This is a genomic window from Dyella ginsengisoli (assembly GCF_044904665.1).
Lineage (GTDB): Bacteria > Pseudomonadota > Gammaproteobacteria > Xanthomonadales > Rhodanobacteraceae > Dyella_A > Dyella_A ginsengisoli.
The window spans coordinates 829,812-850,950 of sequence record NZ_JADIKM010000001.1; the positions used below are offsets into that span (position 1 = coordinate 829,812).

A 21,139-nucleotide genomic window follows, 5' to 3' on the forward strand; every position below is an offset into this window, starting at 1 on the left:
ATTGCCCCATTGAGTCCGGCCTATGAAGACGCGTAACGACAAACAGCTGGTCGTCGGCCTGGATATCGGCACCTCCAAGGTGGTGGCGATCGTCGGCGAGTACGAGCCGGGCGAGCCGATCGAGGTGATCGGCATCGGCTCGCATGTCTCGCGCGGGCTCAAGCGCGGCTCGGTGGTGGACATCGAGTCGACCGTGCACTCGATCCAGCGCGCGGTGGAAGAGGCCGAACTGATGGCCGGCTGCGACATCCGCTCGGTGTTCGCCTCGATCTCCGGCAGCCACCTGGAGACGCGCAACTCGCACGGCACCGCGGCGATCCGCGACCGCGAGGTCACCCCCGGTGATCTCGACCAGGTGCTGGAAGCGGCCAGTGCCGTCGCCATCCCGGCCGACCGCAAGGTGCTCTACAAGGAGTCGCAGGAGTACCGCATCGACGGCCAGGACGGCATCCGCTCGCCGGTAGGCATGAGCGGCGTGCGCCTGGAGGCGTCGGTGCATCTGGTCACCGGCGCAGCGGCCGCGGTGCAGAACATCACCAAGTGCATCCAGCGCTGCGGCCTGTCGGTGGACGAGCTGGTGCCCTCCGCTGTGGCCAGCGCCAAGTCGGTGCTGACCGACGATGAGCGCGAGCTCGGTGTGTGCCTGGTCGACATCGGCGCGGGCACCACCGATATCGCCATCTATACGCAAGGCTCGATCCGCTACACCAAGTCGCTGCCGGTGGGCGGTGACCAGGTCACCAACGACATCGCCTACGGCGTGCACACGCCGACCGCGCATGCCGAGGAAATCAAGATCAAGTACGCCTGCGCGCTGGCACAGCTCGCGCACGCCGACGAGACCATCCAGGTGCCCAGCGTGGGCGATCGCCCGCCGCGCCGGCTGGCCCGCCAGTCGCTCGCACAGAGCGTGCAGGCGCGCTACGAGGAAATTTTCGAGATGGTGCAGGACGAGCTGCGCCGGTCCGGCTACGACAGCCTGATCGCCGCCGGCATCGTGCTCACCGGTGGCGCCGCCCGCATGGAAGGCGCGCTCGAATTGGCCGAGGAGCTGTTCCACAAGATGGTGCGCGTGGGCGTGCCGCAGCACGTCAGCGGGCTCGGTGAGGTGATGTCCAACCCGCTGCATTCCACCGGTGTGGGCCTTCTGCTGCACGGCGCGCGCAGCGTCGGCGTGCGTCACGGCGGCCCGGTGGGCGGCGGCATGGGCGGGCCGCTGGACAAGCTGCGCGGCTGGTTCAAGAAAAACTTCTGAATGCATTTGGCGATGCCGGACGCATTGCCACGGGCGAAGGGAAGCGCCCACCACCACGGCCCGACAGGAGTCATCCGCCGCGGTTACAACGACAACTAAAGCTCTATGGAGGACGGGAAATGTTTGAACTGATCGATAAATTGACCCCCAACGCAGTCATCAAGGTCATCGGCGTGGGCGGCGGCGGCGGCAATGCCGTGGCGCACATGCTCAATGCCAACATCGAAGGCGTCGAGTTCGTCGTCGCCAACACCGACGCGCAGGCCATGAAGAGCTGCGGCTCGCGCACTCACCTGCAGCTCGGCGCCAACGTCACCAAGGGCCTGGGTGCGGGCGCCAACCCCGAGGTCGGCCGCCAGGCCGCGCTGGAAGATCGCGAGCGAATCGAAGAAATGCTCGAGGGCGCCGACATGGTGTTCATCACCGCCGGCATGGGTGGTGGCACCGGTACCGGTGCGGCGCCGGTGGTGGCACAGCTGGCGAAAGAGAAGGGCATCCTCACGGTAGCCGTGGTGACCAAGCCGTTCCCGTTCGAAGGCCGTCGCCGCATGCAGGTCGCTTTGAAGGGTATCGAGGACCTGTCCCAGCACGTCGACTCGCTGATCACCGTGCCGAACGAGAAGCTGCTCTCGGTGCTGGGTCGCGAAGTCACCCTGCTGAACGCCTTCAAGGCCGCCAACGACGTGCTGCAAGGTGCAGTGCAGGGCATCGCCGACCTGATCACGGCACCGGGCCTGATCAACGTCGACTTCGCCGACGTGCGCACCGTGATGTCCGAAATGGGCATGGCGATGATGGGCTCGGGCACCGCCCGCGGCGACGATCGCGCCCAGGCTGCGGCCGAAGCGGCGATCAACAACCCGTTGCTGGAAGACGTCAACCTCAACGGCGCCTGCGGCATCCTGGTCAACGTGACCGCCGGTCCGAATCTCACCATGCGCGAGTTCGACGAGATCGGCCGGGTGATCCACGACTTCGCCAGCGAAGACGCAACCGTGGTGATCGGCACCTCGCTCGATCCGGAAATGCAGGATGACGTGCGCGTCACCGTGGTGGCCACCGGCCTGAATCGTGCGAACGTGCGCCAGCCAGTGCGCCCGGTGCAGACCCAGCAGGTGGAGATGCGCCAGCGTCCGCGTCCGGTGGTGCTGCGCACCGGCACCGGCAACGAGGTGGTGGACTACGCCCAGCCGGACGTGGTGAGCAGCAGCCGTCACGATAGTGCGCCGCCCAAGGCGGCGGATTCGAGCTTCGACTATCTCGACATCCCCGCCTTCCTGCGTCGCCAGGCAGACTGAGCAGGTAGCAGGGAGCGCCGGAACCATCCGTCCCTGCGCCGGTCTCACCGACTTCGGTGATGCCGGCGCGGCAAGGCGGGTTCAAGGTGCGTCCTGCGCCCCGCTGGTGTGTCGCCGATGCCCTCGCAAATGTGAAGGCGTTGGCAAAGCCGCGTGTCTGGATGGCTCGCGGCGGGCCTCATGGCCGGACTCCCGTCCCCGGCCATGAGGCTTACTGTTTCTGTAAACCAATGATCTCAAAGTGCTTGTGGTACACGGGCGGCGGGTCCGGATGTCGCTTCAGCATGAAGGCAGGCTTAAGACTGTACGGTCCGGTTTGCTATTGCCTGAGGTTAAGACTGTGTTAGCATCTCCGACCAATCTGGCTGCTGCCGTCCACAGGTACCCTAGAAAATGATCAAGCAGCGTACGCTCAAGAACATCATCCGCGCGACCGGCGTGGGCTTGCACACCGGCGACAAGGTCTACATGACCCTGCGTCCGGCAGCGCCCAATACCGGCATCGTGTTTCGTCGCACCGATCTGAATCCGCCGGTCGACATCCACGCGCGTCCGGATTGCGTGGGCGATACGCGCCTGTCCACCACCCTGGTCAATGGCGATGTCCGCGTCTCGACAGTCGAGCATCTGCTCTCGGCGATGGCCGGCCTGGGCATCGACAACGCCTATGTCGACCTGTCCGCTCCGGAAGTGCCGATCATGGACGGCAGCGCCGGTCCCTTCGTGTTTCTGCTGCAGTCCGCCGGCATCGAGGAGCAGCCGGTGGCCAAGCGCTTCATCCGCATCAAGAAGCCGGTGAAGGTGCAGGAAGGCGACAAGTGGGCCAGCTTCGAGCCCTTCGAAGGCTTCAAGGTTGGTTTCTCGATCGAGTTCAACCACCCGATCATCAACAAGCGCACCTCGCGGGCGGAGATCGATTTCTCCACCACCTCCTTCGTCAAGGAAGTGAGCCGCGCGCGCACGTTCGGCTTCATGCGCGACATCGAGATGCTGCGCGAACACAACCTGGCGCTGGGCGGCTCGATGGACAACGCCGTGGTGCTGGACGACTACCGCGTGCTCAACGAGGACGGCCTCCGCTACGAGGACGAGTTCGTCAAGCACAAGATCCTCGACGCGATCGGCGATCTCTACCTGCTCGGCCACAGCCTGGTCGGCGCCTACTACGCGCACAAGTCCGGCCACGAGCTCAACAACAAGCTGCTGCGCACGCTGATCGCCCAGCCGGATGCCTGGGAAGAGGTTGTCTACGAGGATGATCCGGCCACCGCGCCGATCTCCTACGCCCATCCGGCCCAGGCGATCTGACCCGCCGCGCAAAGCCGGGCTCAAGCACAAACATCACGGCCACGCCCTGCAGCGTGGCCGTTTTGTTTTGTGGCGGGGGTCACGCGTTTGTCCACGATTGCTTCACGCCGCGGACACGCGGGCTTGTCATGGGCTCATGCCCTCGTGTTATAAACCCAGCCTCGCCGGACGCTTCCGGCGGAAATTTCGGCGCCATTGGCGTCATTGGGAGACCGCAGTGGCTTCGCCGGATGCGGTCGACAGGGGTCTCAATCAGCAGTTTCGGCGAGGGACGCCAGCTCCAGGAACAGTGCCCGCAGTTCGGGGTCTGTGACTGACACTGCAGCCGCCTTGAGATGTACGGCTGCAGCAGGCGAAAGCGGTTTTGACCGATCCGGCTCCGTTGCGGCCGGCGGTTGGGGGGCCACTTTCACGGTGACTGAACTGGCGCAGGTGCCGAGGGCACGTGCGGTGGCGAGAAGCTGCGTCTGCATAAGCCGCAAGCGGGAAGCCCAGGCCGGGGAGGACGCCAGAAAGACGAGGCGGTCGCCGCGTACATGTGCAAAACGCACCTGGTCGCGCAGCGATGTCGGCAACGTCTGGCGCAGGGCACGATCCAGCGCATCCAGCTCGGCCGCCTTCGTGGCCAACCGGGCAAACGCGCCACACTCGGCGAGGGGCTTGAGCCCTTGGCCGGAGCGGCGGGGGATGGGTGGAGCGGCGCGCTGCATGGTGCCGACTTCTTCAACGTGGAAAAGCATGCAAATCATACTCGTGTCCCGCACCAAGAAGGTGCCCAAGACCCTCGATCTGGCCTGTCGCCGCATGCGCTTGCGGATCGTCGCCATGGCGACGGTGGCGGTCACCGGGTGCATGGCGCTGGGTGCGGTGGTGGCGCTCACGCTGGCCAGTCCGCGGGATCGCGCGCTTTCGCAGATCAGCGAGCTCCAGCAGAAGATCAACGCGCAGGACATCAAGCTTGGCGCGGTCAAGCAGGATGCCCAGCGCAACCTCGACGCTCTTGCCGTGAAGCTCGGTCAGCTGCAGGCGCAGTCGACCCGGCTCAACGCTCTCGGCGAGCGCTTGGCCCAGATGGGCAAGCTGGACGACGGCGAATTCGATTTCGACCAGGCACCGCCGGTAGGCGGTGTCGAGGACACCACCGGCTCGGCCTATGCGCTGCCGCAGAATCTGGACACCAGCATCAACCAGCTGGCCACGCAGTTCGATGGCCAGCAAGCCCAGCTGACCGCGCTGCAGAGCCTGCTGATGGACGCGCGCATCGAGTCCAACCTCAAGCCGACCGGCATGCCGGTGCAGGGCTACATCTCCTCCTACTTCGGCGGCCGCCCCGATCCTTTCAGCGGCCACAGCGCGCGTCACACCGGCATCGACATCGCCACGCCGCTCGGCACGCCGGTACATGCGGTGGCCGAGGGCATGGTGACGTTCGCCGGCATTCGCAGTGGTTACGGCGACGTCATCGAGATCGACCACGGCAACGGCTACATGACGCGCTATGCGCACAACAGCAAGTTGATCGCCCACCCGGGCCAGCGCGTGCGGGTGGGCGATGTGATCGCCGACGCCGGCTCGACCGGCCGCTCGACCGGCTCGCACGTGCATTTCGAGGTCTGGTACAAGGGGCGCGTGGTCAATCCGCTCGCCTACGTGCGCAACCATCGCTGATCGCGCCCGCTCCCCGTCGGGGAGCGCCCGGCTCTTGAAACTCCCCGCTGGCGTCGCCACCCCTCTAGGGATGCGGCGAGTTGGGGCGTCGCGGCCGTTCTTCGCGTCTTTTCATGCGTTTGGGATAGCCGACGGACCCTAGTATCATCGCGTATTTGGCCCGGCCGGCCGCGTGCTGGCGGGCTCTCCTGTCTCCAGTATCCGGATGATCGATGTTCAATCGTGCCCTGACGAGCCTCTTTGGCAGCCGTAACGAACGCGTACTGCGCCAGCTCTCCAAGTCCGTCGCCCGCATCAACGCGCTGGAGTCCGAATACACCGTGCTCGGCGACGATGCGCTGCGCGGTAAGACCGACCAGTTCAAGCAGCGCCTCGCCGCCGGCGAGACGCTCGACCAGTTGCTGCCGGAAGCCTTCGCCACGGTGCGCGAGGCGGCCAAGCGCGTACTCGGCATGCGCCCGTACGACGTGCAGCTGATTGGCGGCATGGTGTTGCACATGGGCAAGATCGCCGAGATGCGCACCGGCGAGGGCAAGACCCTGGTCGGTACGTTGCCGGTGTACCTCAATGCGCTGGAAAGCAAGGGCGTCCACGTCGTCACCGTCAACGACTACCTTGCCCGCCGCGACTCGGCCCAGATGGGCAAGCTGTACAACTTCCTCGGCCTGAGCGTGGGCGTGGTCTACCCGGGCATGGACCACGCCGACAAGAGCGCGGCCTATGCTGCCGACATCACCTACGGCACCAACAACGAGTTCGGCTTCGACTACCTGCGCGACAACATGGCGTTGTCGAAGGATCAGCGCTACCAGCGCGGCCTGCATTACGCCATCGTCGACGAGGTCGACTCGATCCTGATCGACGAGGCGCGCACTCCGTTGATCATCTCCGGTCCGGCCGAGGACTCTCCCGAGCTGTACATCGCGGTCAACAAGATCGTGCCGCGGCTGGTGCGCCAGGAGAAGGAAGACGGTGCGGGCGACTATTGGGTCGACGAGAAGCAGAAGCAGGTGCACCTGTCCGAAGAGGGCATGGCTCACGCCGACGAACTGCTGCGCCAGGTCGGCGTGATCGAGGCCGAGAGCGGCCTGTACGACTCCAAGAACCTGGCGGTGGTGCACCATCTGAACGCCGCGCTGCGCGCCAACGCGATCTACCAGCGCGATGTGGACTACATCGTGCGCGACGGCGAGGTGATCATCGTCGACGAGTTCACCGGCCGCACCCTGGCCGGTCGGCGCTGGTCCGATGGCCTGCATCAGGCGGTCGAGGCGAAGGAGGGTGTGCCGATTCAGCGCGAGAACCAGACGCTGGCCACGGTGACCTTCCAGAACCTGTTCCGCATGTACACCAAGCTGGCCGGCATGACCGGCACGGCCGACACCGAGGCGTACGAGTTCCAGCACATCTACGGTCTGGAAGTGGTGGTGATCCCCACCCACAAGCCGATGATCCGCAAGGACAACCCGGACATGGTCTTCCTCGCGCAGGCGGCCAAGTACCGCGCGGTGATCGAGGACATCAAGGATTGCCACAAGCGCGGTCAGCCGGTGCTGGTCGGCACGACCTCGATCGAGGTGTCCGAGCTGTTGTCGGGCCTGCTCAAGCAGGAGAAGATCACGCACGAAGTGCTCAACGCCAAGCAGCACGAGCGTGAGGCGCATATCGTGGCGCAAGCTGGTGCGCCCGGTTCGGTGACGATTGCGACCAATATGGCCGGCCGCGGCACCGACATCGTGCTGGGCGGCAGCCTTGAAGTGGCGCTGGCGGCGCTGCCGGCAGATGCCAGCGAGATGGACCGCCAGCGCGTGAAGAGCGACTGGCAGAAGCGCCACGACCAGGTGCTGGCGGCCGGTGGCCTGCACATCATCGGCACCGAGCGCCACGAGTCCCGCCGCATCGACAACCAGCTGCGCGGCCGCTCCGGCCGCCAGGGCGATCCGGGTTCCTCGCGCTTCTACCTGTCGCTGGAGGACAACCTGCTGCGCATCTTCGCCGGCGACTGGGTCGGCCGCTGGATGCGCATGTTCGGCATGAAGGAGGACGATGCGCTGGAAGACCGCATGGTCAGCCGGCAGATCGAGAAGGCGCAGCGCAAGGTCGAGCAGCACAACTTCGACATCCGCAAGCACCTGCTCGAGTTCGACGACGTCGCCAACGACCAGCGCAAGGTGATCTACAAGCAGCGCGACGAGTTGCTGGAAGGCGAGGACGTCTCCGCCACCATCGCGGACATCCGCGAGGACGTGGTCGAGCAGATGGTGCGCGCACACGTGCCGGCCGACAGCATCGACGAGCAGTGGGACATCGCCGGCCTCGATCGCCAGTTGGAATCGGAATTCGGCCTGCATGCCCAGCTCAAACCGTGGGTGGAGCAGCAGCACGAGCTGGACGCCGATACCATTCTCGAGCACGTGCGCGGCCTGGTTGAGGAGCTGTTCCGCGCCAAGGAGGCGCAGATCGGCGCCGAGACCATGCGCCAGTTGGAAAAGCACATCATGCTCACCGTGGTGGACAACGCCTGGAAGGAGCATCTGGCGAGCATGGATTACATGCGCCAGGGCATCTACCTGCGCGGCTACGCCCAGCAGGATCCGAAGCAGGCGTTCAAGCGTGAATCGTTCGAGTTGTTCTCCACCATGCTCGACCGCATCAAGGGTGAGGTCGTGCAGATGCTGGCGCGCATCCGCGTGCGCAGCGAAGAAGAAGTGGCGGCGATGGAGGCCGAGCAGCAGCGGATGGCCGAGCGCCTGCAGCGCCAGATGCTGGCGACCGGCGGCGGCGCGCCGGTGAATCCGGGCGACGAGGCACGCCCGCAGGTGGCTGCGTCCGAGAGTCCCAAGGCTGGCCGCAACGATCCATGTCCCTGCGGCTCCGGCAAGAAGTACAAGCACTGCCACGGCCAGCTCAGCTGACCGGTGTGCGCCATGGTCGATGAAAAACGGGAGGCGATGCCTCCCGTTTTTTGTTCCGCGCTGGCTCAGTCTTCGCCGCCGGGTGGCCGCTTGCGGTGCGGCTCGGCATTCACCGTGACGTAGACGGGCTCTTCCGAGTCCAGCCGCAGGGCGGTGAGCTGGCCACCCCACACGCAGCCGGTGTCGATGGCGTAGATGCCCAGGCCGGCGAAGCGACCCAGTGCCGACCAGTGGCCGCAGACGATGCGCGTCTCGCGCCGGCGCATGCCCGGCACCTCGAACCACGGGTACATGCCGGGCTTCTGCGTGCCCGGCACATCCTTGCCCTCGAAATCGATGCGGCCCTGGACGTCGCAGTAGCGCATGCGAGTGAGCGTATTGATCGAGGCGCGCAGGCGTTCGACGCCCTGCAGGCGACTGGACCACGCGGCCGGGCGGTTGCCGAACAGGTTCTTCAGCAAGCGCGGATAGCGCGGACTGGACAGCTCGCGCTCGATCTCCTGCGCCGAGCGCTGGGCCTGGCGCAGCGTCCACATCGGCGCCAGGCCGGCATGCACCATGGTCCAGCCGAGCTGTTCGTCATGGTGCAGCAGCTTCTGCGAGCGCAGCCACTCGAACAGCACCGGCGCATCCTCGGCAAACAGCACCTCGCGCAGCTCGGGATTGACCCGCGCCTGTGCGTCCGGCTTGCGCAGGGCGATCGCCAGCAGGCTGAGGTCGTGGTTGCCAAGGGTGACCACGCACGATTCGCGCAGCCCGTGGATCAGCCGCAACGTCTCCAGCGACTGGCCACCGCGGTTGACGAGGTCGCCACAGAACCACAGACGGTCCTGCGCCGGATCGAAGCGCAGCTTGTCGAGCAGGCGCTGCAGCTCCGGAAAGCAGCCTTGCACGTCGCCGATCGCGTAGGTCGCCATCAGTGCAGCGTGCGCGGAATCGACAGCGTGAAGGTCGGGATCGGCGCGTCGAACTCGGTGCCGTCATCGGCCAGCATCTGGTAGCTGCCGGCCATCGTGCCCACCGCGGTCTCCAGCACGGCGCCGGAGGTGTACTCGTAGTCGTCGCCCGGACGGATCCACGGCTGTTCGCCGACCACGCCGTCGCCGCGCACTTCGTCCACCTTGCCGTTGGCGTCGGTGATCACCCAGTGGCGGGTGATCAGGCGCGCCGGCAACTGCCCTGCGTTGCGCAGCGTGACGGTGTAGGCGAAGACGTAACGGTTGTCGTCGGGCTTGGATTGATCGGGGATAAAGCGGGTCTGGACCCGTACATCGATCGTGTAGGGGGATTTCGCATTCATAGGCGCGATTGTAAGGCCTGCCGGCGCGATCCGGTCAGGCGGATGACGGCGCGCTTCAGCTTGCCGCGCGACGGGTATCGACGACCTTGGCGAGCCGCACGAAATCGGCCGGCGCCAGCGTCTCGGCGCGCGCGCCCGGATCGACTCCGGCCTGCCGGATGGCATCGGCATCCATCAACTGCTTCAGTCCGTTGGCCAGCGTCTTGCGCCGCTGTGCGAAGGCGGCCTTCACGATAGCGTGCACGCGCAGCGGGTCCGCGTCGTGAAGCTCGTGGGCCGCCAGCGGCACCAGACGCACCACCGAGGAATCCACCTTCGGCGGCGGGCGGAACGCGCCCGGCGGCACATCGAACAGCGGCACCACGCGGCAGGCCAGCTGCAGCATCACCGACAGCCGTCCGTAGACCTTGCTGCCCGGTTCGGCCGCCATGCGGTCGACCACTTCCTTCTGCAGCATGAAGTGCATGTCCTGGATCGCCGCGGCGTGCTCCACGCAGTGGAACAGGATCGGGCTGGAAATGTAGTACGGCAGGTTGCCGGCGATGCGCAGACGGGTGGCGCCCAGCTGGCTGGCCAGCGCGGTGAAATCCACGGTGAGCACGTCGGCCTGGATGATCGCCAGCGCCCCCACCGCAGCGGCGCGCTCGCGCAATGCGGGAATCAGGTCGGTGTCCAGTTCGATCGCCGTGAGGCGGCCGGCGGCGGCGAGCAGTGGCAGGGTGAGCGCGCCTTCGCCCGGGCCGATCTCCACCACGGTATCGCCGTCGCGCGGCGAGATGGCGCTGACGATGCGGTCGATGTAGCGCTTCTCGTGCAGGAAGTGCTGGCCGAAGCTTTTCTTGGGACGGGCGTTCATGGGCAACTCGGGAAAGGTAGTGCGCCGACCGGGATCGGCGAGTCGGCGCGATCAGGCGGCGCGGCGGCTGCGCAGCACCAGGTCCAGCGCCATGCGCGCGGCGGCGATCAGGCTGGACGGGTCGGCGCGACCGCTGCCGGCCAGATCCAGCGCGGTGCCGTGATCGACCGAGGTGCGGATGAAGGGCAGGCCGAGGGTGAGGTTGACGGTGCGATCGAACGCCTCGCTCTTGAGCACGGGCAGTGCCTGGTCGTGATACATCGCCAGCACTGCGTCGTAACGCGCGCGCATCGCCGGAACGAATGCGGTGTCGGCCGGCAGCGGGCCGAGCAGTTCCATCCCCTCGCCGCGCAGCGCGTCCAGTGCGGGAATGATCGTGTCGATCTCCTCGCGCCCCAGGTGACCGCCTTCGCCGGCATGCGGATTCAGACCGAGCACGGCGATGCGCGGTTCATCAATGCCGAACTTGCGCCGCAGTTCCGCATGCACGGTACGCAGCACCCGCTGCAGCAGCGGTCCGTCGATCGCGGCCGGCACGGCGGACAGCGGCAGATGGGTCGTGGCGAGCGCCACTCGCAGCTCCGGGCTGGCCAGCATCATCACCACATCGACGCCAGCGCGCTCGGCAAGGAATTCCGTGTGGCCAGTGAAGGCAATGCCGGCATCGTTGATCGACGACTTCTGCAGCGGCGCGGTGACGACCGCATCGTAGCGGCCGGCCAGGCAGCCGTCGGCCGCCTCGGCGAGCGTAGCCAACACGTAGCGGGCGTTGGCCGGGTCCGGCGCGCCGGGCTGCTCCGGCGCCGGCATGGGCACGTGGTGCACGCGCAGCTGCACCGCGGTGGCGAGCGCCGGGGCCGGGGCGTTGTCGTCAATCAGCTGGATGTCCAGCCCGCAGCGGGCGGCGGCGCGTTCAAGCAGGCCGCGATCGGCAATCGCCACCAGTTCGGCATCGAACGGAATCGCGGCCAGCCGCACCAGCAGTTCGGGACCGACGCCCGCCGGTTCGCCAGCGGTCAGCGCGAGCCGCAGGCGCGGGCGCGTGTCCATGCGGCCTCAGGCGTTTCCGTTGCCGGGCTGATCGGGATCGCGCAGCTCCGGCACCATCACCTTGATGTAGGCGTTGGCCTTGAGCTGGCGCAGGAAATCGTCATAGGCCTGCTCGGCCTTGCGGTTGCCGATCGCCTGGCGGGCCTGGTTGCGGGCGATCTCGTCGGTGCGGTCCGCCTGGCGGGTGCCCAGCAGCTCCAGGATGTGCCAGCCGGCCTCGCTCTGGAACGGCTTGGACACCTGCTCCGGCTTCAGTGCGGCCAGCTGCTGGGCGATCGTGGCACCCCACGCCTGCTGTGCGAACCAGCCCATGTCGCCCCCGGCGTTGGCGGTGGTGTCGTCCTTGGAGTTTTCCTTCGCCAGCTTGGCGAAGTCCTCGTGCTTGTTGACGATGCGGTCGTAGAGCTCCTGCGCCTTCTGCTGCGCCTGTTCGGGCGTCATCAGTTCGCTCGGGGTGATCAGGATCTGGCGCGCGTGATACTCGGTGACGACCTGGCGCTCGGGCTGACGCTGGCCGATCAGCTTTAGGATGGTGAAGCCGGTCGGACCGCGCAGCGCGGGGGTGATGTCGCCGGGCTTCATCGTGGCGATCGTGTCGGTGAAGGCCGGCGGCACTTCGTCGATGCGGCGCCAGCCGAGATCGCCGCCGTCGAGGGCGTCCTGCGCGTCGGAGTAGCGGATCGCCGCGGCGTTGAAGTCCATGCCGCCCTGGATCGCCTTGATCGCGGCGGTCGCCTTGGCCTGTGCCGCCTGGATGTCCGCGGGGGAGGCGCCGGAGGGAATGCTGACCTGGATGTGCGCCAGGTGCACTTCACCCGCCTTGTAGCTGGGGCTGCTGAGCAGGTTGTTGATCTCGCTGTCGGTGATCTGCACCGAGTCGCGCACCACGCTGTCGTGCAGACGCTGCGCGATCAGCTGTTCGGACAACTGCTGGCGGAAGGCGGCGAAGCTGGCGCCACTCTGCTGCACGGCCGCGCGCAGCTGGTCGGCGGTCATCCGGTTCTGCTGGGCGACCCCGGCGACCGCCTGGTCGACCTCGGCGTCGGAGACGCGGATGCCCTGGTCGGCGGCCTTGTTGACCTGCAGGCGCATCAGGATGAGGCGATCGAGCACCTGGCGCTGCAGCACGTTGAGCGGCGGCAGCTGGTTGGGGCTGTTCGCGTACTGCTGCTGCACGGCGCGCACGGCATCATCGAGTTCGCTTTGCAGGATCACGCCGTCGTCGACGACGGCCACGATGCGGTCCAGCGACTGGTCGCCAGCGACTGTCTGCGCGGGTTGCGAGGCCTGCGGCAGCAGCTGGGCGTGGGCGGGAGCGATGGTCGCGGCGGCGATCGCGAGCAGGAACAGCGCGAGAGGTTGCTTCATCAGAACGGAGCCTTCGATCGCCGTCAGGCGATGGACAAATTATTGATATCCCAGAATACCACGCCGCAAAAAGTCCTCGGCCTGGCCATTGAACGCACCCAGTCCCTTGAACTGCAGCTCGAACATGATCGCGTTGTTGGTCGGCGGCCGGGTGGCCGTGATGTCGTACTGGTTCACGTAGTGCCGTCCGACCAGGCTGACGATCACGCAGCAGCTTTCGTACTGCAGCCCGGCCAGTGCCTCCACCGTGCGACGGTCCTTCACCGAATACGTCCAGCGCGCGAGCAGGCGCCAGCGTTCGGAGACGGGATAGACCGTGGAGGCGTCGTATTGTTCCAGCAGCGTGTTGATGCTCCCCGGCACGCGGCGGAAGCGGTAGGAGAAGTTGAGGATGCCGTCGCTGCGGATGCGCCGCTGCAGTTCGAGCGTACCCAGGTCGGTCTTGCGCGTATTGGGGCTCCATTGGTACGAGGAGCTGGCGCGCCACTGGTCGTTGAGCTGGATGCTGGCCTGGGCCACGTAATCCGAGCCGGTCCAGTCGGTCACCGGTTGGCCCGGCAGCTTCACGCGCTGCGGGTTGAAGTAGCGGATCTGGCCGAAGCTGGCCGAGAAGCGCTCCACGCCGTTGTCGTCCAGCAGTCGCGTGGTGAGCGCGCCGGTGAGGTTGTTCGCGTTCATCTGGCGATCGGCACCGGAGTACTGGTTCGGCGAGAACAGCTGCCAGTAGTCGAAGCTGAGCAGGCGCGTGTCGAACAGCGGCAGGTTGTCCTGGTTGCGGTACGGCACGTACAGGTAATACAGGCGCGGCTCCAGCGTCTGCGTGTAGCTGTTGCCGAACAGCGAGGCGCTGCGGTCGAAGATCAGACCGGTGTCGAGGCTGGCGATCGGCAGCGCGCGACTGGGGCTGCGCGCGGTGAATGGCGACACCTGGTTGGCGCCGAGGCGGCCGCCGTAGCCGTAGAGCGAGTAGTAATCGTCGAGCTGGTACGCAGTGTATCGATAGGCCAGCTTGGGCCGCACGAACCACGCGGCGCCCTGCCAGTCGGCGGCGAGGTACGGGTAGAGATCGGCGCGCTTGCCTTCCACCACGCCGTCCTTGCGGAAGGCAACCGCCTCGTTGTCCATGCCGAATTCCAGCCAGTCGGCCAGCGGCACGTCGAGGTTGAAGGTGGCGCGCGGCCAGCGCTTGTACTGCAGGCTGCTGTCAGTGAGGAACGGGTCGGTGTTCTGGTAGCTGTCCACGCCCAGCGAGGCACTCCACCAGTTGCCGGAACCGCGCACGTAGGCGTTGGAGGCGATCGAATTGACCGCGGTGGTGTACAGGTCGTTGCTGAAGTCGCGCAGGTAGTTCTTGTCCGAGACGCGGTTCACGCTGGTGCTGAAATTCCAGCCCGGCCACAGGGCCGTGCTGTCCGAAAACTTGTACAGGTAGCGCTGTCGGCCCTGCGTGGTCAGCCCCGACTTGGCGAGGTTCTCGCCGTGATCCTTGTTGATGTATTCGAAGTCGAACTGCCCCCTGGTGCCGGGCAGCAGGTAGCGGAACTGACCGCCCAGCATCACGCCGCGGCTGGAGTACAGGCGCGGCTCCAGCGTGGCGTCGTAGTTCGGCGCCAGGTTGAGGTAGTAAGGCACGCTCGCCATGAAGCCCGAGTGGCTGGAATTGCCGAACGTGGGCGCGAGGAAGCCGCTCTTGCGGCGGTCGTCGATCGGGAAGCTGAGGTACGGCAGGTACAGGAACGGCACGTTGGCGAAGCGCATCGTCGCACCCTTCGCCACGCCCACGCCGGTGTCCCGGTTCAGCGTGAGCTTGTGCGCGCGCACCTCCCACAGCCGATGGCCCACGTCGCAGGTCGAGTAGGTGACGTCCTCATAGCGGCTGTGCTGGGCGTCGAGCAGGTTGGCCTTGCGCGCCACGCCATTGCCGCGCGATTCCAGCAGCTGGTAGGTGACGTTGTCCGCCACGCCGCGCTTGGCCTGGTTGTTGCCCCGCAGGCGGTCGGCGGAGAACAGCTGGCCGGCATCCTGGTAGCGCACGTTGCCGCGGGCGTCGTAGTCGGTGGTCTGGTCGTTGTAGTCGACCCGGTCGGCGCGCAGCAGCTGGTCGGCGCGCTGCATCCGCACGTCGCCGCTGAGCTTGTAGAGGGTCTGGTTGGAGCTGTCCACGCGCTCGGCGTCGACGTTGGTGTCCGCGCTATCGCGCAGTGCGCTGTCGCGAGGCAGGCTGGGGTCGTAGAAACCAAGCAGCGCGTTCGGCCGGCACATGGCGTAGCTTATCGGCCGCGACGGGCAGTGGAACGAGCCGAGCGGACAGGTCGTGGTGGCATCGGCGGGCGCGGCACCGGCCGATGCCGTGGAAGCATCCACTTCCAGCGGTGCGCCGAACAGGGCGAGGGCAGCGGCAACCGCCAGCAGGCGGCGCGGGGGCAACGGGCGCGGCGTCATCGTCACGTTGGCAGTCTGTCGGCGGAAAGGGCTCGTTAAGCTAGCAGAAACGCCCCGGACCCGGCAGACACGCGCGTATCCGGCCGCGGTGCAGGTTCAGCCGACGGCGTCGTTCGTCACGCGAGCAGGGCCTCGACGTGCGCCGCGGCGCTCGCCGCCAGCGCGCGCAGGTCGTAGCCGCCTTCCAGGCTGGACACCAGTCGTCCGCCGGCGTGGGTGCGCGCCAGTTCGACCAGCTGATGGGTGATCCATGCGTAGTCTTCGGTGCCCAGCCGCAGGTCGGCCAGCGGGTCGTCGCGGTGCGCGTCGAAGCCGGCCGAGACCAGCACCAGCTGCGGCCGGAACGCGTGCATGCGCGGCAGCAGTTCGTTGTGCCAGGTCTCGCGAAATTCCATCGAGCCGGCGCCGGCCGGCAACGGTGCATTGATGATGTTGCCCACCCCGCGCTCGTGCGCGAAGCCGGTTTCCGGATACAGCAGCGACTGGTGGCTGGAGACGAACACCACGCGCGGGTCGCTGGCGAAGATGTCCTGCGTGCCGTTGCCGTGGTGTACGTCGAAATCGGCGATGACGATGCGCTTCAGGCCGTGCGCCGCCATCGCGTGGGCGGCAGCGACCGCGATCGAGTTGAACAGACAGAAGCCCATCGCCTCGCTCGGCGTGGCGTGGTGGCCCGGCGGGCGCACGGCGCAGAACGCGCGCGGTGTCTGGCCGGCAAGCACGGCATCCACCGCGGCACAGGTGGCGCCAGCGGCGCGCAGGCCGGCCTCATCGGAGCCGGGCGACATCCAGGTGTCCGGATCGAGCTGCACGCGGCCCTCGGCCGGCGCGCTGCCCAGCACGCGATCGACGTGCGCGGCGTCGTGCACGCGCAGCAGCTGCTCGCGCGTCGCCCGCGGAGCCTCAACCCGATCGACCGCGGCAAAGCGGTCGGCATCCAGCGCCTGCAGTACGGCCTTCAGACGCAGCGGCGACTCGGCATGACCGGGGCCCGGGTCGTGCCGCAGGCAGCTTTCATGCGTGTACAGGCGCAGCATGAGGTGTTCAGTCGGCGGCAGGCGCGGGCTTGCGGCGGCGTTCGTGTTGCCACAGCACCTCGCCGTGTCCGCTGGCCCGGGCCAGCACGCGGCACAGCACGAACAGCAGGTCGGACAGGCGGTTGAGATAGCGCGGCGCCTGCGGCCGCACTTTTTCCTCGCGTCCCAGCGCCACCACCTCGCGCTCGGCGCGGCGGCAGACGGTGCGGGCAAGGTGGCAGCTGGCCGCCGCCATGCCACCGCCGGGCAGGATGAAATCCTTCAGCGGCGGCAGCGGATCATTGAAGCGGTCCAGCACCTGCTCCAGCCGCGCGATGTCGCTCTCCTCGATCATCGCCATGCCGGGGATGCACAGTTCGCCACCCAGGTCGAACAGCTCGTGCTGCACCTGGGTCAGCGTCTCGCGTACCTCGTCCGGCAGGCCGTCGCAGGCGAGCACCATGCCGATCGTGCTGTTGAGCTCGTCGACGGTGCCGTAGGCGGCGACCCGCAGCGAGTCCTTCGGTACGCGGGAACCGTCGCCGAGGCCGGTGCTGCCGTCGTCGCCGGTGCGCGTATAGATCTTCGAGAGGCGGTTGCCCATCGTGGCCTCAGCCAGCCAGCCTGGTCCGCGAGCCGTCGGCGCTGCGGGCGAGCAGGGTCAGCAGCACGTGCAGCACGGCGCCGATGCCCACGTACAGCGCGGTGGTGCCGAGGAACGGCAGGTACCAGTCGCCCAGGTTGGCGAACCAGCCGTCGAGGCTGCGCGCGGCCGCGGTGGTCGGCGACAGCCAGTAGAAGCTGCCGTTGGACAGCAGGTAGCAGGCAGCCTCGCTCACCAGCAGCGCGATCGCGGCCATGCCGAGCGTGGCCGGACGCAACCCCGCCTGGTGGCGCGCCAGCCAGCTGCCGCCCAGCCACAGCGCAAAGTACGACGGCAGCAGGAACCAGTAGCCCGGCGACACGCAGTAGTGGCTCCAGAAGCTCAAGCCCTGGCTGGTGATGGCGAAGAAGTCCACCAGCACCGCCTCGGCCATCAACAACGGAAAAGCCCAGCGGGCGGAGCCGCGCAGCCAGAAGCCGGCCAGGAAGAACACGCCCCAGGACGCATCCGGGATGGCGTCGAAGTGATGCAGGCGGGTGGCGGCCATCACCAGGGCGAGAACGCTGAAAATGCCGAGGCGCTGGGACTGCGTTGTGGCCATGGGGTGCTCCATCGAAAGCGGCGGAAAACGATCCGCTAGTCTAGTCGGCCGCCCGGCGCTTGGCGACCCGGCCGGCTGCGGCGCCCGGCCGCTGCAGCAGCACGGCTGGCGGCGCGTATCATTCAGCGGATGAACGCATCTCACCCTGCCGCCGCGGGCGGCGTGCTCATCGTCGGCGGCGGCCTGGTCGGCGCCAGTCTGGCGATTGCACTGGACGCGGCCGGCGTGCCCGCCACCCTGATCGACGCGGCGCCGCCGCAAGCGAACGCCGCGGCCAGCTATGACGAGCGCAACCTCGCGCTGGCGCGGGCCAGCGTGAACGGACTGAAGGCGATCGGGGTATGGCCGCACGCCGCGCCGCGCGCCACCGCCATCACGCACATCCACGTCAACCGTGCCGGCGAGTTCGGCAGCGCCCGACTGGACGCCGCGCGCCACGATGTCGACGCGCTGGGCTGGACGCTGCCCGCCCGCGAACTGGGCGCGGCGCTGGCGCGCCGGCTGGACGAGTGTCGCCTGCTGACCCGCCTGGCACCCGCCACGCTGTCGGCGCTGGAGCCGATCGATGGCGGCTGGCGGGCCACCGTGCGCGCCGCCGATGGCGAACGCACGCTGCAGGCCGCGCTGGTGGTAGGCGCCGACGGCACTGAATCGTTCGTGCGCGAGCGGCTGGGCATCGCCGTCGAGCGGCACGACTACGGTCAGAGCCTGTTCGTGTGCACCATCACGCCCGAGCGTGATCCGGCCGGGCGCGCGTTCGAGCGTTTCAGTGACGACGGCCCGATCGCCCTGCTGCCGCTGTCAGAGCGCCGCTGCGGCCTGGTGCTGACCGTGCCGGCGCACGACGCCGATGCCGTGGCAGCACTGGACGACGCGGCCTACGCCGCGCTGGCGCAGCAGCGTTTCGGCTGGAAGCTCGGCCGGCTCGCGCGGCCGGGTCGGCGCCAGCCTTATCCGATCCGCCGGGTGGCGGCGACTCGACTGACGGGCCCCCGCGCGGTGCTGGTGGGCAATGCGGCGCAGACGGTGCACCCGATCGGCGCGCAGGGCTTCAACCTTGGCCTGCGCGACGCGCTCACGCTGGCCGAGCTGGTTGCTGGCGCGGCCGATCCCGGCGCCGCCGAACTGCTGGACGACTATGCCGCGCGCCGCGCGCCCGATCGCGAAGGCACCATGACGATGAGCCACGGCCTGGTGCAGCTGGCCTGCCTGCCGCAGCCGTTGCTTGCGCCGTTCCGCTCGCTTGCGCTGCTGGCTTACGACCGCGTGCCGCCGCTACAGCAGATGCTGGCCCGGCGCGGCATGGGTTTCCGTGGTGAGCCGCCGCGTGCCGTGCTGGAGACCCTGCCATGAACCGTCCCCTTGCTGCGCGCGACATCGCCGGGCGCCGGCGTGGCCCCGAGCTCGATGTCGCCATCGTCGGAGGCGGCATGGTCGGCGCCGCGGCGGCGCTGGCGCTGGCCCGCGCCGGCTTCACCACTGCGCTGATCGAGGCGCGCGAGCCGGCGCCGTGGCGCGTGGAAGACGAAGTCGACTTGCGCGTGGTCGGGCTGGCGCCCTCGTCGATCGGCCTGCTGGATGCCTTGGGCGTCTGGACGTCCATTCGTCAGGCGCGCGTGGGGCCGTATGCGCACATGCACGTGTGGGACGCCGGCAGCGGCGCCGCGATCGATTTCGATGCGGCCGCCAGCGGCCAGTCCGCGCTGGGCTGCATCGTCGAGAACTCGCTGGTGCAGTCGACGCTGTGGCAGTCGCTCGACGCGGCCGGCGTGCAGCGCCATTGTCCGGCCGAGGTGGCCGGCTTCGAGGCGCGCGAGGACCGGATGCAGATCGAGCTGGCGGACGGCCAGTCGATGGCGGCGCGATTGCTGGTCGCCGCCGACGGCGCCGCCTCACCGCTGCGCGCGATGGCCGGCATCGGCACGCGCGGACGCGACTACCAGCAGCGCGGTGTGGTGGCGCACGTGCGCACCGAGCGGCCGCACGCGAATACCGCCTGGCAGCGCTTCCTGCCGACCGGCCCGCTGGCCCTTCTGCCGCTGGCCGACGGGCGCTGCTCGATCGTGTGGTCGCTGCCCGAGGAGGAAGCCGCACGCGCGCTGGCGCTGGACGAGGCGGCATTCTGCGACGCGGTGGGCGTGGCCAGCGACTTCCGCCTCGGCCGCATCACCGCCACCGGCACGCGCGCCGCGTTTCCGCTGCAGCTGAAGCTGGCCGAACGCTACGACGCCGAGCGCTTCGTGCTGCTGGGCGATGCCGCGCACGCAGTGCATCCGCTGGCCGGCCAGGGCGTGAACCTGGGCCTGCGCGACGTGATCGAGCTGCGCGACACCCTGGTCGACGCGCGCGCTGCCGGGCGCGACATTGCCGCGCCGCACGTGTTGCGCCGCTACGCGCGCCGCCGCCGCAGCGCCGATACGCTGGACGCGCTGGGCTTCGATACGCTGGCGCGCATTTACGCCTGGCAGGCGTCGCCGCTGGTCGCCATGCGCGGGCTCGGCGTGCGCCTGCTCGATCGCCTTGCTCCGCTCAAGCAGCTCGTCGGCGGGCATGCCGCCGGCCGCTGAACCCTTCCGTCCCACGCACCTGGAGTCCCACGCCATGCGCCTGCTACGCCTGACCTCGCTGCTGATACTTTCGCTCGGCTCGCTCGCCGCCCACGCGGCGATGGTGCACAAGACCGTCACCTGGACGCAGGACGGCACCACCTTCCGCAGCGTGCTGGTCTATGACAATGCGGTGTCCACCAAGCGCCCCGGCCTGGTGATGGTGCCGAACTGGTACGGCGTGAACGCAATGGCGGTGAAAAAGGCCGAGATGATCGCCGGCAAGCAGTACGTGATCCTGGTCACCGACCTGTACGGCGAGGGCGTGCGTCCGGCCGACAACGATCAGGCCCAGGCGGCGACCAAGCCGCTCTACGGCAACCGCCCGCTGCTGCGCCAGCGTATGAACACCGCGCTGGCCCAGCTCAAGGCGCAGGCCAAGGATGCGCCGATCGACCTCTCGCATCTGGCCGCCATCGGCTTCTGCTTCGGCGGCACGGCCGTGCTCGACCTGGCGCGCAGCGGCGCGGATATCGCCGCCGTGGTCTCGTTCCACGGCGGCCTGGCCACCGACGATCCCGCGCTGGCCAAGCAGATCAAGGCACGCGTGCTGGTGATGAACGGTGCCGACGACAAGGGCACCATGCCCGACGCACCCGCCTTCATGGACGAGATGCGCGCCAGCCCGGCCGACTGGCAGTTCGTGGTGCTCGGCCACGCCGTGCACTGCTTCACCGAGACCGACCAGCACAGCCCCGGCTGCATGTACGACGCCCGCGCCGCCGCGCGCAGCTACCGGCTGATGCACGACTGGCTGGATCACGCATTCGCCGGCACCGACTAATTCAGGTCGTCGGAAAGCGTTGCCTCATCTCGCACGCATCCGTTCCGTGTGGGATCGAGATTGTCGAG

18 protein-coding genes are annotated in these 21,139 nt (G+C 68.0%); 8 read left to right on the forward strand and 10 right to left on the reverse strand.

Features of this window, described 5'->3' with window-relative positions; translation table 11 throughout:
• Positions 1-22: 22 nt before the first annotated feature.
• The 3 genes from ftsA to lpxC all read left to right on the forward strand — a co-directional run bounded on the left by ftsA (position 23) and on the right by lpxC (position 3,861).
• Positions 23-1,255 (forward strand): cell division protein FtsA, encoded by a 1,233-nt coding sequence (ftsA, locus tag ISP17_RS03760; protein ID WP_404630174.1) that lies wholly within the window; start codon positions 23-25, stop codon positions 1,253-1,255.
• 119 nt (positions 1,256-1,374) lie between these two features.
• The gene (ftsZ, locus tag ISP17_RS03765) at positions 1,375-2,553 is read left to right on the forward strand and encodes a cell division protein FtsZ (protein ID WP_404630175.1); all 1,179 of its coding nucleotides are present in this window, start codon (positions 1,375-1,377) and stop codon (positions 2,551-2,553) included.
• Positions 2,554-2,946: 393 nt separating this feature from the next.
• On the forward strand, positions 2,947-3,861 hold the full coding sequence (gene lpxC / locus ISP17_RS03770) for a UDP-3-O-acyl-N-acetylglucosamine deacetylase (protein ID WP_404630176.1): 915 nt from the start codon (positions 2,947-2,949) through the stop codon (positions 3,859-3,861).
• 248 nt (positions 3,862-4,109) lie between these two features.
• Here the strand turns inward: lpxC and ISP17_RS03775 are convergent, their stop codons facing one another.
• Positions 4,110-4,571, reverse strand: coding sequence for a DciA family protein (locus tag ISP17_RS03775; protein WP_404631413.1), 462 nt, complete (start codon positions 4,569-4,571; stop codon positions 4,110-4,112).
• Positions 4,572-4,599: 28 nt separating this feature from the next.
• Here ISP17_RS03775 and ISP17_RS03780 point away from each other — a divergent pair, with 28 nt between their 5' ends.
• Positions 4,600-5,529, forward strand: coding sequence for a M23 family metallopeptidase (locus ISP17_RS03780; RefSeq protein ID WP_404630177.1), 930 nt, complete (start codon positions 4,600-4,602; stop codon positions 5,527-5,529).
• A gap of 212 nt (positions 5,530-5,741) precedes the next feature.
• Positions 5,742-8,444, forward strand: a complete 2,703-nt coding sequence (gene secA, locus ISP17_RS03785) for a preprotein translocase subunit SecA (protein ID WP_404630180.1) — start codon at positions 5,742-5,744, stop codon at positions 8,442-8,444.
• 65 nt (positions 8,445-8,509) lie between these two features.
• On the opposite strand, the gene ISP17_RS03790 is transcribed toward secA, so the two are convergent.
• The 9 genes from ISP17_RS03790 to ISP17_RS03830 form a co-directional block, all read right to left on the reverse strand.
• Complete coding sequence (locus ISP17_RS03790; RefSeq protein WP_404630182.1) at positions 8,510-9,361, reverse strand: symmetrical bis(5'-nucleosyl)-tetraphosphatase; 852 nt, start codon at positions 9,359-9,361, stop codon at positions 8,510-8,512.
• Entirely contained in the window at positions 9,361-9,744 is a 384-nt protein-coding gene (gene apaG, locus ISP17_RS03795; protein ID WP_404630184.1) for a Co2+/Mg2+ efflux protein ApaG, read from the reverse strand. Before apaG ends, ISP17_RS03790 begins: the two co-directional genes overlap by 1 nt.
• 55 nt (positions 9,745-9,799) lie before the next feature.
• Entirely contained in the window at positions 9,800-10,600 is an 801-nt protein-coding gene (gene rsmA, locus ISP17_RS03800) for a 16S rRNA (adenine(1518)-N(6)/adenine(1519)-N(6))-dimethyltransferase RsmA (RefSeq protein ID WP_404630186.1), read from the reverse strand.
• Between the two features lie 51 nt (positions 10,601-10,651).
• The gene (gene pdxA / locus ISP17_RS03805; RefSeq protein ID WP_404630188.1) at positions 10,652-11,650 is read right to left on the reverse strand and encodes a 4-hydroxythreonine-4-phosphate dehydrogenase PdxA; all 999 of its coding nucleotides are present in this window, start codon (positions 11,648-11,650) and stop codon (positions 10,652-10,654) included.
• 6 nt (positions 11,651-11,656) lie between these two features.
• The gene (locus ISP17_RS03810) at positions 11,657-13,018 is read right to left on the reverse strand and encodes a peptidylprolyl isomerase (RefSeq protein WP_404630190.1); all 1,362 of its coding nucleotides are present in this window, start codon (positions 13,016-13,018) and stop codon (positions 11,657-11,659) included.
• A gap of 39 nt (positions 13,019-13,057) precedes the next feature.
• Entirely contained in the window at positions 13,058-15,460 is a 2,403-nt protein-coding gene (locus tag ISP17_RS03815) for an LPS-assembly protein LptD (protein WP_404631415.1), read from the reverse strand.
• Positions 15,461-15,576: 116 nt separating this feature from the next.
• On the reverse strand, positions 15,577-16,497 hold the full coding sequence (locus ISP17_RS03820) for a histone deacetylase family protein (RefSeq protein WP_404630192.1): 921 nt from the start codon (positions 16,495-16,497) through the stop codon (positions 15,577-15,579).
• A gap of 7 nt (positions 16,498-16,504) precedes the next feature.
• Positions 16,505-17,080: a cob(I)yrinic acid a,c-diamide adenosyltransferase gene (locus tag ISP17_RS03825; RefSeq protein ID WP_404630194.1), complete on the reverse strand. Its 576-nt coding sequence runs from the start codon at positions 17,078-17,080 to the stop codon at positions 16,505-16,507.
• A gap of 7 nt (positions 17,081-17,087) precedes the next feature.
• Entirely contained in the window at positions 17,088-17,681 is a 594-nt protein-coding gene (locus ISP17_RS03830) for a hypothetical protein (RefSeq protein ID WP_404630196.1), read from the reverse strand.
• Between the two features lie 129 nt (positions 17,682-17,810).
• On the opposite strand from ISP17_RS03830, the gene ubiH reads away from it, so the two are divergent.
• Genes ubiH through ISP17_RS03845 form a run of 3 tightly spaced genes read left to right on the forward strand, consistent with a single transcriptional unit; the run spans position 17,811 to position 21,071 of the window.
• Complete coding sequence (gene ubiH / locus ISP17_RS03835) at positions 17,811-19,034, forward strand: 2-octaprenyl-6-methoxyphenyl hydroxylase (RefSeq protein WP_404630198.1); 1,224 nt, start codon at positions 17,811-17,813, stop codon at positions 19,032-19,034.
• Positions 19,031-20,248, forward strand: coding sequence for a UbiH/UbiF/VisC/COQ6 family ubiquinone biosynthesis hydroxylase (locus tag ISP17_RS03840; RefSeq protein WP_404630200.1), 1,218 nt, complete (start codon positions 19,031-19,033; stop codon positions 20,246-20,248). The genes ubiH and ISP17_RS03840 overlap by 4 nt, the downstream gene beginning before the upstream one ends.
• A gap of 34 nt (positions 20,249-20,282) precedes the next feature.
• Positions 20,283-21,071, forward strand: a complete 789-nt coding sequence (locus ISP17_RS03845) for a dienelactone hydrolase family protein (protein WP_404630202.1) — start codon at positions 20,283-20,285, stop codon at positions 21,069-21,071.
• Positions 21,072-21,139: the final 68 nt, after the last annotated feature.

Excerpts from the sequence above, each read along its gene's own strand:
- lpxC (WP_404630176.1), top strand. The coding sequence starts at position 2,947 with ATGATCAAGCAGCGTACGCTCAAGAACATCATCCGCGCGACCGGCGTG.
- ftsZ (WP_404630175.1), top strand. The coding sequence starts at position 1,375 with ATGTTTGAACTGATCGATAAATTGACCCCCAACGCAGTCATCAAGGTC.
- ISP17_RS03790 (WP_404630182.1), bottom strand. The coding sequence starts at position 9,361 with ATGGCGACCTACGCGATCGGCGACGTGCAAGGCTGCTTTCCGGAGCTG.
- ISP17_RS03810 (WP_404630190.1), bottom strand. The coding sequence starts at position 13,018 with ATGAAGCAACCTCTCGCGCTGTTCCTGCTCGCGATCGCCGCCGCGACC.
- ISP17_RS03830 (WP_404630196.1), bottom strand. The coding sequence starts at position 17,681 with ATGGCCACAACGCAGTCCCAGCGCCTCGGCATTTTCAGCGTTCTCGCC.
- ISP17_RS03840 (WP_404630200.1), top strand. The coding sequence starts at position 19,031 with ATGAACCGTCCCCTTGCTGCGCGCGACATCGCCGGGCGCCGGCGTGGC.
- ISP17_RS03780 (WP_404630177.1), top strand. The coding sequence starts at position 4,600 with ATGCAAATCATACTCGTGTCCCGCACCAAGAAGGTGCCCAAGACCCTC.
- ISP17_RS03820 (WP_404630192.1), bottom strand. The coding sequence starts at position 16,497 with ATGCTGCGCCTGTACACGCATGAAAGCTGCCTGCGGCACGACCCGGGC.
- rsmA (WP_404630186.1), bottom strand. The coding sequence starts at position 10,600 with ATGAACGCCCGTCCCAAGAAAAGCTTCGGCCAGCACTTCCTGCACGAG.
- ISP17_RS03775 (WP_404631413.1), bottom strand. The coding sequence starts at position 4,571 with ATGCAGCGCGCCGCTCCACCCATCCCCCGCCGCTCCGGCCAAGGGCTC.
- ISP17_RS03815 (WP_404631415.1), bottom strand. The coding sequence starts at position 15,460 with ATGACGCCGCGCCCGTTGCCCCCGCGCCGCCTGCTGGCGGTTGCCGCT.
- ubiH (WP_404630198.1), top strand. The coding sequence starts at position 17,811 with ATGAACGCATCTCACCCTGCCGCCGCGGGCGGCGTGCTCATCGTCGGC.
- ISP17_RS03825 (WP_404630194.1), bottom strand. The coding sequence starts at position 17,080 with ATGGGCAACCGCCTCTCGAAGATCTATACGCGCACCGGCGACGACGGC.
- pdxA (WP_404630188.1), bottom strand. The coding sequence starts at position 11,650 with ATGGACACGCGCCCGCGCCTGCGGCTCGCGCTGACCGCTGGCGAACCG.
- apaG (WP_404630184.1), bottom strand. The coding sequence starts at position 9,744 with ATGAATGCGAAATCCCCCTACACGATCGATGTACGGGTCCAGACCCGC.
- secA (WP_404630180.1), top strand. The coding sequence starts at position 5,742 with ATGTTCAATCGTGCCCTGACGAGCCTCTTTGGCAGCCGTAACGAACGC.
- ISP17_RS03845 (WP_404630202.1), top strand. The coding sequence starts at position 20,283 with ATGCGCCTGCTACGCCTGACCTCGCTGCTGATACTTTCGCTCGGCTCG.
- ftsA (WP_404630174.1), top strand. The coding sequence starts at position 23 with ATGAAGACGCGTAACGACAAACAGCTGGTCGTCGGCCTGGATATCGGC.